The following is a 12,455-nucleotide window of genomic DNA, read 5'->3' as shown; positions in this document are numbered from 1 at the left end:
CAACACTACCGCACCTGAGTCCATTCCACTCAACTTTCCTGCCGCCCTGACGCGCAGACCGGTGCATCCGCGCACGTGGTGGCCCGCGAGTCCGACGCCCGATAGCATCGTGGTTCGCCACATCCGTCACATCCGGCCACCGTCGGGGGGTTGCTCCATGCTCGACGCCCGCGCGCTCGCGGCCGTGCGTGGCGGGCTGTCGTGCGTCCTCGACGACGAGTACCGACGCGACGCCGTCGCCCGGACCTTCTACGCGCGGCTGTTCGCCGAGTACCCCGACTTCCGGGCCTTCTTCCCTGCCGGCATGGATCAGCAACGACACCGACTGATGCGGGCGATCGCCCACGTCGTCGACCACGTCGAGGACGGGGCGTTCGTCCCCTTCCTCCACCAGCTCGGCCGCGACCACCGCAAACACGGACTGACCGGGGCGCACTTCCTGGCCGCGTCGAACTCCCTCACCGCCGCCGTGCGCGAGAACGCCGACACCTGGACTCCCGAGATCGACGCCGCGTGGCGACGCGTGGTGTCGGCCGTGTGCAACGCGATGGCCGTGGGAGCCGACTCGGAGGAGCTGCCCCCGTACTGGAGCGCGACGGTCGTCGAACATCACCGTGTGCTCGACGACCTCGCGATCGTGCGCCTCGAGACCGACGGCGACATCCCCTTCGAGGCCGGCCAGTACCTGAGCGTGCAGATTCCCCAGCGCCCTCGGCTGTGGCGGTACTTCTCGCCCGCCATCGCCCCGAACACGTATCGCGGCATCGAGTTCCACGTCCGGCGGGTCTCCGCCGGTTGGGTCAGTCCGGCCGCGGTCACGGAGACGACGGTGGGCGATCGCTGGCTGCTCGGGCCACCGCTCGGCGGCCTGCGCGTCGACACGTCACCGGGCGCGGAGGACGTGCTCATGATCGCGAGCGGCACGGGCATCGCCCCACTCCGCGCCCAGCTGATGGCGCTCGCGATGCAGAGCAGTCCGCCGCGGGTCCACCTCTTCGTCGGCGGCGCCCACCCCAGCGACCTCTACGACCTGGACACCCTGCTGGCGCTGGCGCGCACCAATCCGTGGCTCACCGTCGTGCCCGTGGTCGAGAACACCGAGGAACCCTGGTGGCGTCCGCCGACCGGCCGCGACCTGCCCGTCGGCGTCCACCGCATGCTCGTGGGCAAGGTGGGACCCGTGGTCACCCGCTTCGGGTCGTGGGCCGACCGGCAGATCCAGGTGTGCGGGTCACCGTCGATGGTGCGCAGCACCCTCTACGCACTGCGCAAGGCCGGCACGCCGATGACGAACGTCCAGCACGATCCGCTGGGGTACTAGCCGGCCCCGCACACCGGTCGGCACCGGTACCGGTCTCCCCGGCTAGGCCGTCGCGGCGCTCTGGGCCAGGCGTCGAAGCGGGGGTTCGGTCTTCGGCGGCTGTCGGCGCGGCGGCAACGTCGCGAGCAGCCGACGGGTCGACGCCGTGACCTCGGCCACGGCAGCCTCGAACGGCTCACGGTTGGCCTCGGACAGCGTGCGCAGTCCGCTGACCTTCCGCACGTACTGCCGCGCCGCGGCTTCGATCTCGTCCTCCGTCGCCGCCGGTTCGAGTCCGCGCAGCTCGGTGATGTTCCTGCACATGGTCTCGACGGTAGACCCACGACCCCACGGAGGGAACACCCGAGAATCAGCGGATTCCCGCGAATCCCCTTCGATTCCGCCGCGAACGGCACTGCGGTCGAATTCCCGATGATCCGCTCCGCAATTCGGTTTTTCTCCCGATTCTTGCGGTCGACATCCGGGCGACGACGCTTCCGTGTCGCTCGTTCAGCCTATTGCGCGATTGTCCTGAATACTCTCCGCGAGCATTCGCTCCGGTGCCGACATTCCGCCCCAGACTCCGTACGGCTCACCCGCGGTCACGGCGTACTCGCGGCATCGCTGCAGCACGGGGCACTGGGCGCACACCCGCTTGGCCTGCTCTTCTCGTGCAGCACGCTTGTGTCCGCGTTCACCTTCGGGGTGAAAGAAGACCGCCGAATCCATGCCTCGACAGAGGCCGTGCATCTGCCACTCCCACGTGGTGGTCACCGGCTCCGGCAAACGAACGGGCTTGGACATGACACTCCTCGAACTCCGATTACGTCGACGCGCTCGTCACGGTGGCAGTATGACATTACGAAGAAACAACTCCGAAGTTAACGGAGAATTCTCCGAAACAATCACGCGTGCCGCATTCGCCGGTCCCGGCGCCGGGCGCGGCGGCCTCGCGGGCCCACGACGGGGCGGGAACCGTCTCTCCCGATGCGTCGTCGCGCCCCCCGGTGGCCTAGATTCTGTCCGGTGAGCGCCGCCGATCTGCCCCTGACACTGCGCCGCGCCCTCGTGAGCATCGCGAGGGTGCCGCGACTGCTGGTCGCCTCGGACTACGACGGCACCATGGCCCCACTCGTCTCGGACCCGCAGAAGGCGTTCCCCCACCCCGAGTCGGTCCGTGCGTTGCGCACGCTCGCCGGGCTCGACCACACCGACGCCGCCGTCATCTCCGGCCGCGCCCTGCGCGACCTCGCCATTCTGTCGCGCCTCCCCGTCGAGGTGCAGCTGGTCGGCAGCCACGGCTCCGAGTTCGACGCGGGGTTCGTCACCGAACTCGGCGACGACGCGAAGGCACTCCTCGAGCGGCTGATCGCCGAGCTCCGCAGCATTGCCGCGCAGGGCGAGCACATCACCGTCGAGACCAAGCCCGCCAGCGTCGCCCTGCATGTCCGCAACGCCGACCCGGAGGTAGGCGAGCGCGCCCTGACCGCCGTGCGCGACGGCGTCGCACAGTGGGACGGAGTGCAGGTCACCGAGGGCAAGTCCGTGATCGAACTCGCCGTCATCGTCACCGACAAGGGGCAGGCGCTCGACATCCTCCGCCACCGCGGGGGCGCGTCGGCGGCGCTGTTCTTCGGCGACGACGTCACCGACGAGAAGGCGTTCCGCCGCCTGCACGGACCCGACATCGGCGTCAAGGTCGGTCCGGGCGACTCGCTCGCGGAATACCGCGTCGAGAGCACCGAGGACGTCGCGGCCGCCCTGGCCTTCCTCACCGAGGAGCGTCGTCGGTGGCTCTCCGGCGCCGACGCCCCGCGCATCGAACGGCTGACGATGGTGGCGAGCCCGCGGTCGGTCGCCCTGCTCACTCCCGACGCGTCCCTCACCTGGCTCTGTCACCCGGAGCCCGATTCGGCCGCGGTGTTCGCGCACCTGCTCGGCGGGGACGAGGCCGGCCACTTCACCGTGGGCCCGGCGCGGCCCTCGTTGCCGCTCAGCCAGCAGTACCTCGACAGCACGATGACGGTGCAGACCCGGTGGGCGAGCCTGCAGGTCACCGACTACCTCGCGCACGACGTCGCGCCCGGACGCACCGACTTCACCCGCGTCGTCACCGGGACGGCGAAGGCCGTCGTGACGTTCGCACCGCGGCCGGAGTTCGGTCAGGCGCGCATGCGTCTCGAACCGGAGGACGAAGGCCTGCGCATCCACGGCACCAACGATCCGATGGTGCTGCGGGCGCCGGGACTCGACTGGTCCATCACCATCGAACACGGGCAGGAGACCGCGCGCGCGGAGATCGATCCGTCGGCCGGGCCCGTCGTACTCGAACTACGCTGTGGCACCGAGGATCTGGGGCCGTCGGCAGTGCCGGAGCCGGAGCGTCGCGCGCAGGCCGAGGCCTACTGGAGCGAGTGGGCCGCGGGCCTGTCCCTGCCGCCGCTCAAGCCGGACCTGATGAAGCGCTCGGCTCTCACGCTGCGCGGCCTGGTCCACGCCGACTCCGGTTCCATCATGGCGGCGGCCACCACCTCGCTGCCCGAGGAGATCGGCGGCGTCCGCAACTGGGACTACCGCTACTGCTGGCTCCGCGACGCCGCCCTCACCGCCTCCGCTCTGGTCTCGCTCGGATCGACGTCCGAGGCCGAGGCCTACCTCGGCTGGGTGCACGACGTGCTCGCCACCGTCCCCGGCCCCGAGCGCCTGCACCCGCTGTACACGCTGTGGGGGCAGACGCTGCCGCCCGAGGCCGTCATCGACGTCCTGCCCGGGTACGCCGGGTCGCGACCCGTGCGCGTCGGCAACGCGGCCAACCAGCAGGTGCAGCTCGACGTCTTCGGCCCGATCGTCGACCTGATCCACACGCTCGCGGCCACCCGCACCGCGGCGGGCGTCACCGACCCCGCCGTGGCACTGCCCGACCGGGACTGGGAGTTGGTGCGGGCCATGGTCGACGCCGTCGAACGACGGTGGGCCGAGCCGGATCACGGCATCTGGGAGATCCGCGGAAACCCGCGCCACCACGTCTACTCGAAGGTCATGTGCTGGTTGACCGTGGACCGCGCCCTCACGCTGGCCGAGACGTACGGCCGCGAGGCCCAGCTCGGGTGGACCACGCTGCGCGACGTCATCGCCCAGCAGGTGCGCGAGCAGGGATGGAACGACGAGGCGCAGTCCTACACCGCGGCCTACGACGGCACCGACCTCGACGCCGCCACCCTGCACATCGGCCTGTCCGGCCTGATCGACCCGGACGACCCGCGTTTCCAGGCCACCGTGCTCGCCACCGAGGCCGAACTGCGCAGTGGCGCCACGGTCTACCGCTACCACCACGACGACGGCCTGCCCGGCGGCGAGGGCGGCTTCCACCTCTGCGCGGCGTGGCTGGTCGAGGCGTACCTGCTGATCGGCCAGCGACAGCCGGCGGAGGCCCTCTTCACCCAGCTGGTCGCCGCCGCCGGGCCCACCGGACTGCTCAGCGAGGAATACGACCCCGTGGCCGAGCGGTCCCTGGGCAATCACCCGCAGGCCTACTCGCACCTCGGGTTGCTGCGGTGCGCGCAGTTGCTGTCGGCGGAGCGGTAACCGATCAGTTCTGCCGCGGCGGGCCCAGCGTGCGCCCCGGCACCAGCGTGGTGGGCAGGTGCTCGGTGCGATCGACGCCGGAATGGCTGACGCCCAGCACGATCTCGCCGACCAGCCGACCCTTCTCGACGACGGGCTGACGGACCGTCGTCAGGCCGGCCCGTTCGGCGTCGTCGACGCCGTCGAACCCGGTCACCGAGAGCGCGTCCGGTATCGAGATGCCCTGCGCGGCACAGTGATCGAGCGCGCCGAGGGCGAGCACGTCCGACGTGCAGATCACGGCGGTGGCGCCGGGAACGGCGCCGAGCGCCTCGGCCGCGGCGGACCGGCCGGCCGGGCGGGTGTTCTCGAAGCGTTCGACCACGGTGAACGCATCGGGCACGCCCGCGGCGACGGCGGCGTCGCGCACCCCGGCGATGCGCTCGCGCTGGACGTGGAACGTGATGGCGGACAGGCGGTTCGCGTCGACCACGCCGTCGTGGCGGTCGCGCCGCAACCGCATGCACAGCACCACGATGCTCCGATGGCCCTGCGCGAACACCTGTTCCGCGAGTTCGCGCATCGCCGTCCGGTCGTCGATCCCCACGAGCGAGGTGTCGGCCGCATCGCGCGGTTGGTCGCACACCACGGTCGGCAGATGTCGCTCCCGGACGGCGGTGAGATGCGGATCGTCGTCGGACACCGAGTAGACGACGAAGGCGTCGACGCCCGCCTGCTGCACCACGGCCGCCGCGTCCTCGGGTGTGGCCGCCGGGCCCGCGGGGATGAGGAGCAACCCGCGGCCCGCCGATTCGCACTCCTCGGCGAGGCCGGTCAGGAACCGCACGGCGGCGGGGTCGCTGAAGGAGTAGCTCAGCGCCTCGGTGAGCACCAGGCCGACGGCCCCGGCCCGCCGGGTGCGCAGCGATCGCGCGACCGGGTCCGGACCGGGATACCCGCGGGCACGGGCGGCGTGCAGAACCCGTTCGCGCATCTCGGGCGAGAGCTGATCGGGCCGGTTGTAGGCGTTGGACACCGTGGTCCGCGAGACGTTGAGCTCGGCGGCCAACGACGCGAGGGTCGCCACCCGTCGCGGTTCCTTCGACCTCGCCATGATGCGACGGTATCCGGTGCCCGAGCCCTCGTCACCAGGGGCGCGGATTCGTGATCCGACCGGGGTCGGGGTTACAGTTGCGACAACGATTACCGTTAACAACTGAGCCCTTCAGGAGTACCCCCGTGTCCGCATTCTCGCCCCGTACCGGCATCGCCGCGATCGCGATGACCGCAGCCGCCGCCACCGTCCTGGCCGGATGCGGCACGTCGGACTCCCCCGGCGGCGAGAGCGGGGGCCGGCCCATCGTCGTCGCCTCGACCAACGTGTGGGGATCCGTGGCCGAAGCCGTCGCCGGCGACCGGGCCGACGTGCGGGCCATCATCGCGGACCCGTCCGCCGACCCGCACTCCTACGAGGCCAGCCCCGGCGACGCCGCAGCACTGTCCGAGGCGTCGCTGGTGGTCTACAACGGCGGCGGGTACGACGAGTTCGTCGACGACGTCCTGGCCTCGGCCTCCGACGTGCCCAGCGTGGACGCCTATTCGTTCCTCGGCGATCACGGCCACGACCACGCCGACGGTGGGGAGGCGGACACTGCCCACGCCGACGGTGATCACGCCGGTCACGACCATGCCGGCGAGAACGAGCACGTCTGGTACGACCCCGAGATCGCCGCCGCCACCGCCGAGGCCGTCGCCGAGCAGCTCGGCACGATCGACCCGGACAACGCGTCGTACTACGCGGACAACGCCGAGGCCTTCCACGAGCAGGTCCACGAGGTCACCGACATCACGGACCGCATCGCGCAGCAGCGCCCCGATGCCCCCGTCGCGCAGACCGAGCCCATCGCGCACTATCTGCTCGAGCTCGCCGGCCTGGACGACCGGACCCCGGAGGACTTCGAGAACGCGATCGAGGACGGCAACGATCCGTCGCCCGCCGCCATCGCCGCGACCCGCGACCTGTTCACCTCACGGTCCGTCGACGTGCTCGTCTACAACGTGCAGACCGAGGACAACGTGACCGCCGACGTGCGCCGCGTCGCGGAGGAGAACGACGTCCCCGTGGTCGAGGTGACCGAGACCCTGCCCGAGGGCGTCACCTACCTGGAGTGGCAGCGCGACGCCGCGCAGAGCCTCGCCGACGCGCTCGGCGTCGCGTAGGGCACTCTGTATCGGTGACACGCTCGTGCTCGACGACGGAGGCCCGGTGACCGCGGTTCGACTCCAGGGCGCCACGCTGGCCTACGGGGAGCGGGTGCTGTGGTCCGATCTGGACCTGGAGGTCGCCCCCGGGGAGTTCGTGGCGGTGCTCGGACCCAACGGCTCGGGCAAGACGTCGCTGCTGAAGGTGCTGCTCGGGCAGAACCGACTTTCGTCCGGGACCGCCGAGATCGTGGGCGGACGCGCGTCGGTCGGGTACGTCCCGCAGCAGAAGGCGATCGACGAGGGCGTGCCCCTGCGTGGACGCGACTTCGTGGGGCTGGGCTGGGACGGTCATCGCTGGGGCATCGGCCTGCGCGGCCGCGCCGCGCGTCGGGACGCGGTCGACGCCGCCATCGCATCCGTCGGCGCCGAGCAGTTCGCCGACGCCCCGCTGGGACAGCTGAGCGGCGGCGAGCAGCAGCGTCTGCGCGTCGCCCAGGCGCTGGTCGGCGACCCCGCGGTCCTCCTGTGCGACGAGCCGCTGCTCAGCCTCGACCTCGCCAACCAGCAGGTGGTGGCCCACCTCATCGACCGGCGACGACGCGCCCACGGCACGGCCGTGGTGTTCGTGACGCACGAGATCAACCCGATCCTGCCGATCGTCGACCGCATCGTCTACCTCGTGGACGGCAAGTTCCGCATCGGCACCACCGACGAGGTCATGACCTCCGAGGTGCTCTCCGAGCTCTACGACACCGACGTCGACGTGCTCCGGGTCCGCGGCCGCCTGGTGGTCGTCGGCACGGGCGACGCGATGGACGCGCTCGGCGCCGCGGGAGCCCACCACCCGACGGAAGAGATCTGACGTGGACAAGGTCCTCGACGCGCTGAGCAAGGCGCTCGACTTCGGCACGACGGCCGACCTGCTGACCTACGACTTCGTCCAGCAGGCTCTCCTCGCCGCGGCCGTGCTCGGCGTGCTGGCCGGGGTCCTCGGTCCGCTCATCGTGAGCCGGCAGTGGTCCTTCGCCGTCCACGGCTCGTCCGAGCTGTCCCTGACGGGCGCATCGGCGGCGCTGCTCGCCGGCCTCGCCGTCGGCGTCGGCGCGATCCTGGGCTCGGTGATCGCGGCCGTACTGTTCGCGCTGCTCGGGCGCCGCGCGCGCGAACGCGACTCCGTCATCGGCGTCATCATGAGCTTCGGCCTGGGCCTGTCCGTGCTGTTCCTCTGGGCCTACCCGGGCCGCACCGGCACGTCGTTCTCGCTGCTCGTGGGCCAGATCGTCGGCGTCGGCAGCACCGGCCTGGGGCTGCTCCTCGGTGTCGCCGTGGTGGTTCTGCTGGTGCTGCTGGTCGTCTACCGGCCGCTGCTGTTCGCCAGTACGGACCCGGAGGGCGCCGAGGCCCGCGGCGTCCCCATGCGCGCGCTGTCGATCGTGTTCGCGGTGCTCGTGGGCGTGGCCTGCGCGCTGGGCGTGCAGATCGTCGGGGCACTGCTGGTGCTCTCCCTCCTCATCACCCCGGCCGCCGCGGCCTCCCGCGTCACCGCCAACCCCGTCACCGCCACCGTCCTGTCGGTCGTCTTCGCCGAGGTCGCCGCGGTGGGCGGGATCCTGCTGTCCCTGGCGCCGGGGGTGCCCGTCTCCACCTTCGTCACCACCATCTCCTTCGTGATCTACCTCGTCTGCCGGGCCGTCGGGCGTCGGACACCGGCGCGGGTGCCGGCAGCGGCCTGACTCTCCCTTCCTTCCCGCGCCCGCCCCTCCCCTCCCGCGCTGCGAGTACGTTCCCGCGCTGACCGCAGGCAGCGCGCGAGCACACCGGCAGCGCGGGACCCTCTAGGCTCGGATCATGGTGGACCTCAATGCGGATCTCGGTGAGGGCTACGGCACCTGGACCCTCGGTGACGACGCCGCCATGCTCGCCGTCGTCACCAGCGCCAACATCGCGTGCGGCTTCCACGCCGGGGACCCGACGACTCTCCTGCGGACCTGCCGCGAGGCGGTGTCGGCCGGAGTGCGGATCGGCGCCCAGGTGGGCTATCACGACCTGGTGGGGTTCGGGCGGCGGTTCGTCGACGTCACCGCCGAGGACCTCACCGCCGACGTGATCTACCAGCTCGGCGCGCTGGACGGACTCGCACGGGTGGCGGGCGGACGGGCGTCCTACGTCAAACCACATGGGGCGCTCTACAACACGATCGTCCACCACGACGCGCAGGCGCAGGCGGTGGTCGACGCCGTGACGGAGTACGACGCGTCCCTCCCGGTCCTGGGCCTGCCGGGCTCGGAGTTCCTGCGCCGGGCCGAGGCGGCCGGGTTGCGCGCAGTCCCCGAGGCCTTCGCCGACCGCGCCTACACCCCGGAGGGCACCCTGGTGTCCCGGCGCGAACCGGGCGCCGTCCTGCACGACGTCGACGACGTCGCCCGCCGCGTCCTACGACTGGTCACCGAGGGCACGGTCACCGCGATCGACGGCTCCGAGGTCACGGTGCACGCCGACTCGGTCTGCCTGCACGGAGACACCCCCGCCTCCGTGGACATGGCGCACGCAGTCCGAGAACTGTTGCAGCGCCACGGTATCGAGCCGGTTCCGTTCACATGAAGATCCATCGCGTCGGTGACCGCGCACTGCTGGTGGACCTCGACGACACCCGGGACGTCGCCGGGCACCACGCCGGGTGGGCCGCCGGTCACGCGGGCATCGCCGAGCTGGTGCCCGCCGCCACCACGGTGCTCGCCGTCCTCACCGACGACGCCGACCCCGAGGCCGTCGCACGATGGCTGCGCTCGACCCCACCCGCGGACCCGTCCGACACGAGCGGCGACCTGGTGACCCTCGACGTGGTGTACGACGGACCCGACCTCGAGGCCGTCCGCGACGCCACCGGACGGGACGTCGTCGCCGACCACACCGGCAGCGTCTGGACGGCGGCCTTCTGCGGCTTCTCCCCCGGATTCGCCTACCTGGTCAGCGATCTCGCGCTCGACGTTCCCCGACGACGCGACCCCCGCACCTCCGTCCCGGCCGGCTCCGTCGCCCTGGCCGGGAACTATTCGGCCGTCTACCCGTCGTCGTCACCCGGCGGGTGGCAGCTCATCGGACGCACCGACGCCGCGCTGTGGTCCGTCGACCGCGACCCGCCCGCGCTGATCGTCCCCGGTACGCGGGTGCAGTTCCGGCAGGTGGGCTGACATGGGGACGCTGACCGTGGTCGCCACCGGCCCGTCCACGACGGTGCAGGACCGCGGGCGCCCCGGGTGGGCGTCGCTCGGGGTCGGTCGGTCCGGCGCTGCCGACCGCTGGTCGCACGACGCCGCGAACCGGTTGGTGGGCAACGACGTTCACGCCGCCACCCTGGAGGTCACCCTCGGTGGGCTCGTCGTCCGCACCGACAGCGCCCTCCTCGTCGCGCTCACCGGCGCACCCGTCCCGTGGTTCGTCGACGGCGTCCGCCAGGGGCCGGGCACGGCGGTCGTCGTCACGGCCGGCGCCGAGATCCGACTCGACGTCGCCCCCACCGGCCTGCGCGCCTACCTCGCCGTGCGCGGCGGCATCGACGTCCCGCGTGTGCTGGGCAGCCGCGCCACCGACGCGCTGTCGGGCATCGGGCCGCCCCCGCTCGCCGACGGCGACGTCCTCGGCGTCGGGTCCGAGTACGGCGACGAGCCCGCCACCGACCTGAACCCGTACCAGCTGCCCGACCGGCCGCTCCGCGTCGTCCCCGGTCCGCGCGCCGACTGGTTCGCACCCGACGCCCTCGACCACCTGCTCGGCACGGCCTGGGCGGTCACACCCGACAGCAACCGCGTCGGCGTCCGGCTGACCGCCGACGAGCCCCTCCGCCGCAGCCGCGACGACGAACTCCCCAGCGAAGGCATGGTGCCGGGCGCACTGCAGGTCCCGCCGTCGGGCCTGCCCGTGCTGTTCCTCGCCGATCACCCCGTGACCGGCGGCTACCCCGTGATCGCGGTGGTCGTGGCCGCGGACGTGAACCTCGCCGCGCAGGCCCGGCCCGGCAGCACCCTGCGCTTCACCCGCTGAGCGGCTCCCCGGTTGCGCAGCGGCTCCCCCGATCGGAGGTGCCCGATCGGAACCGGGGAGCCGCTCACCGTGCGATGGGCACGGCTACCTCGTTGCGACGACGGAACGGCACCGTCCACGGCGGGTCGTAGAACCACGACATCGGCTCACCCGTGGTCTCGATGCCGCGCTCCCGCAGTGTCGACAGCAGCTCGTCGGTGCGGGTTGCCACCGCATCGGCCCCGCGATCACCGCTGAATCGGACGACGGCCACCGTCTCGGGCGGCACCTCGACCAGCCGCACCCGGTCGTCCTCCGGAACGGGCAACGTCGCCATGGTCCACCGCGACGGCATGAAGAACCGGATCACCCATCCGGCGTCCGTGGCCGCGCGCGACACCGGCGCTGTCATCGCGATGGTCTGCGACCGGGACGACGACTGTGCCACGGGCGCGGTCATGGCAATGCTCTCCGACGCCCGGTTCCGACCGAAGATGTAGCCGGCGAGACGGCGGAACCCCTCGTTCCGGGCCTGCTCCTCGTCCCCCTCGACCGTGGTTTCCGCGGCGATCCGCGCCTCGTAGCGCCGGATCTCCACCGCGTCGGTCAGCGCCTCCGACGTGTGCGGCGGCTCCTCCGTCCCCACTCGGACCCCCACGATTCCCAGCACCGATTCGGCCACCTGCGTCGCCACCGTCGTCACGCGTTGCAGCATGTCGCCCACGGTACGCGCGGACCGGATGCGAGCGGCTCCCCCGTTCTGCAGCGGCTCCCCCGATCGGAGGCGCCCGATCGAAACCGGGGCGCCGCTCGGCCCCTACCGCACCACCGCGAACTCCGCGCACACGAAGTCCTGGTTCCGCACCACGTCGACCAGCGCGAAATCCTGCACCCGCGGCAGCAGTGGACGCCCGGATCCGAGGGTCACCGGGGCGTACTGGACCAGCATCCGGTCGAGGTGACCCGCGTCGGCGATCTGCCCGGCCAGGTCACCACCACCCACCACCCAGATCTCGCGATCACCGGCCGAGTCGACGACGCCGGGCCACCAGGACTCGACGTCCCCGGACACGAACCGCACGTCGTTCTCGGTCGGCGGGAACTGCCGGTGGGTGACCACCCACGTCGGCACCGTGTACGCCCACGGTTCACCGGTGCGCTCACCGTGATCGACCACCCACGCGTAGGTGGTGGCGCCCATCACCAGGGCGCCCACCCCGGCCATGAAGGCACCGTGATTCATGGGGCCGTCCTCGTCGATTCGCTGTCGGAACAGCCAGTCGAGCGAGTCGTCCTCCGTCGCGAGGAATCCGTCCAGGGAACAGGCGGTGTAGTACGTGGCGCGGCTCATCCCGCCAGTGTGCGA

The 12,455-nt window shown here is 71.8% G+C and carries 13 protein-coding genes; 8 read left to right on the top strand and 5 right to left on the bottom strand.

Translation table 11 applies throughout. The features are described from left to right. Positions 1–157 precede the first annotated feature (157 nt). Entirely contained in the window at positions 158–1,321 is a 1,164-nt protein-coding gene (locus RC2_RS00460) for a globin domain-containing protein (RefSeq protein WP_068149195.1), read from the top strand. A 42-nt stretch (positions 1,322–1,363) separates the two neighbouring features. On the opposite strand, the gene RC2_RS00455 is transcribed toward RC2_RS00460, so the two are convergent. Both RC2_RS00455 and RC2_RS00450 read right to left on the bottom strand, forming a co-directional pair. Next, entirely contained in the window at positions 1,364–1,624 is a 261-nt protein-coding gene (locus RC2_RS00455) for a DUF2277 domain-containing protein (protein ID WP_068149196.1), read from the bottom strand. Between the two features lie 186 nt (positions 1,625–1,810). After that, positions 1,811–2,104, bottom strand: coding sequence for a WhiB family transcriptional regulator (locus RC2_RS00450; protein WP_072680879.1), 294 nt, complete (start codon positions 2,102–2,104; stop codon positions 1,811–1,813). Positions 2,105–2,326: 222 nt separating this feature from the next. Between RC2_RS00450 and otsB the strand changes: the two genes are divergently transcribed. After that, the gene (gene otsB / locus RC2_RS00445) at positions 2,327–4,885 is read left to right on the top strand and encodes a trehalose-phosphatase (protein ID WP_068149197.1); all 2,559 of its coding nucleotides are present in this window, start codon (positions 2,327–2,329) and stop codon (positions 4,883–4,885) included. 4 nt (positions 4,886–4,889) lie between these two features. Here the strand turns inward: otsB and RC2_RS00440 are convergent, their stop codons facing one another. Next, positions 4,890–5,978, bottom strand: coding sequence for a LacI family DNA-binding transcriptional regulator (locus RC2_RS00440; protein ID WP_068149199.1), 1,089 nt, complete (start codon positions 5,976–5,978; stop codon positions 4,890–4,892). 167 nt (positions 5,979–6,145) lie between these two features. Here RC2_RS00440 and RC2_RS00435 point away from each other — a divergent pair, with 167 nt between their 5' ends. The 6 genes from RC2_RS00435 (at position 6,146) to RC2_RS00410 (ending at position 11,110) form a co-directional block, all read left to right on the top strand. Next, positions 6,146–7,084 (top strand): metal ABC transporter solute-binding protein, Zn/Mn family, encoded by a 939-nt coding sequence (locus RC2_RS00435; RefSeq protein ID WP_068149358.1) that lies wholly within the window; start codon positions 6,146–6,148, stop codon positions 7,082–7,084. A 46-nt stretch (positions 7,085–7,130) separates the two neighbouring features. Then, positions 7,131–7,931 (top strand): metal ABC transporter ATP-binding protein, encoded by an 801-nt coding sequence (locus RC2_RS00430; RefSeq protein WP_068149357.1) that lies wholly within the window; start codon positions 7,131–7,133, stop codon positions 7,929–7,931. A gap of 1 nt (position 7,932) precedes the next feature. Beyond that, positions 7,933–8,802 carry a metal ABC transporter permease gene (locus tag RC2_RS00425; RefSeq protein ID WP_068149202.1) on the top strand — a complete coding sequence of 290 codons (870 nt, stop codon included), beginning with the start codon at positions 7,933–7,935 and terminating at the stop codon, positions 8,800–8,802. Between the two features lie 115 nt (positions 8,803–8,917). Next, positions 8,918–9,670: a LamB/YcsF family protein gene (locus RC2_RS00420; protein WP_068149205.1), complete on the top strand. Its 753-nt coding sequence runs from the start codon at positions 8,918–8,920 to the stop codon at positions 9,668–9,670. Next, on the top strand, positions 9,667–10,260 hold the full coding sequence (locus tag RC2_RS00415) for a 5-oxoprolinase subunit B family protein (protein WP_068149207.1): 594 nt from the start codon (positions 9,667–9,669) through the stop codon (positions 10,258–10,260). The genes RC2_RS00420 and RC2_RS00415 overlap by 4 nt, the downstream gene beginning before the upstream one ends. 1 nt (position 10,261) lies before the next feature. Further along, the gene (locus RC2_RS00410) at positions 10,262–11,110 is read left to right on the top strand and encodes a 5-oxoprolinase subunit C family protein (protein ID WP_068149210.1); all 849 of its coding nucleotides are present in this window, start codon (positions 10,262–10,264) and stop codon (positions 11,108–11,110) included. A 64-nt stretch (positions 11,111–11,174) separates the two neighbouring features. Here RC2_RS00410 and RC2_RS00405 read toward each other — a convergent pair whose 3' ends face one another. Beyond that, entirely contained in the window at positions 11,175–11,804 is a 630-nt protein-coding gene (locus RC2_RS00405; RefSeq protein WP_068149365.1) for an SOUL family heme-binding protein, read from the bottom strand. Between the two features lie 102 nt (positions 11,805–11,906). Further along, positions 11,907–12,440 (bottom strand): dihydrofolate reductase family protein, encoded by a 534-nt coding sequence (locus tag RC2_RS00400; RefSeq protein WP_068149213.1) that lies wholly within the window; start codon positions 12,438–12,440, stop codon positions 11,907–11,909. Positions 12,441–12,455: the final 15 nt, after the last annotated feature.

It is taken from the genome of Rhodococcoides corynebacterioides NBRC 14404 (assembly GCF_001894765.1).
Lineage (GTDB): Bacteria > Actinomycetota > Actinomycetes > Mycobacteriales > Mycobacteriaceae > Rhodococcoides > Rhodococcoides corynebacterioides.
Note: the sequence above shows the minus strand (reverse complement) of the source record. Positions and strands in the feature narration are given on the sequence as shown.

Coding starts and splice junctions, on each gene's coding strand:
- RC2_RS00440 (WP_068149199.1), bottom strand. CDS start 5,978: ATGGCGAGGTCGAAGGAACCGCGACGGGTGGCGACCCTCGCGTCGTTG.
- RC2_RS00420 (WP_068149205.1), top strand. CDS start 8,918: ATGGTGGACCTCAATGCGGATCTCGGTGAGGGCTACGGCACCTGGACC.
- RC2_RS00415 (WP_068149207.1), top strand. CDS start 9,667: ATGAAGATCCATCGCGTCGGTGACCGCGCACTGCTGGTGGACCTCGAC.
- RC2_RS00410 (WP_068149210.1), top strand. CDS start 10,262: ATGGGGACGCTGACCGTGGTCGCCACCGGCCCGTCCACGACGGTGCAG.
- RC2_RS00455 (WP_068149196.1), bottom strand. CDS start 1,624: ATGTGCAGGAACATCACCGAGCTGCGCGGACTCGAACCGGCGGCGACG.
- RC2_RS00400 (WP_068149213.1), bottom strand. CDS start 12,440: ATGAGCCGCGCCACGTACTACACCGCCTGTTCCCTGGACGGATTCCTC.
- RC2_RS00450 (WP_072680879.1), bottom strand. CDS start 2,104: ATGTCCAAGCCCGTTCGTTTGCCGGAGCCGGTGACCACCACGTGGGAG.
- RC2_RS00460 (WP_068149195.1), top strand. CDS start 158: ATGCTCGACGCCCGCGCGCTCGCGGCCGTGCGTGGCGGGCTGTCGTGC.
- RC2_RS00405 (WP_068149365.1), bottom strand. CDS start 11,804: ATGCTGCAACGCGTGACGACGGTGGCGACGCAGGTGGCCGAATCGGTG.
- RC2_RS00435 (WP_068149358.1), top strand. CDS start 6,146: ATGACCGCAGCCGCCGCCACCGTCCTGGCCGGATGCGGCACGTCGGAC.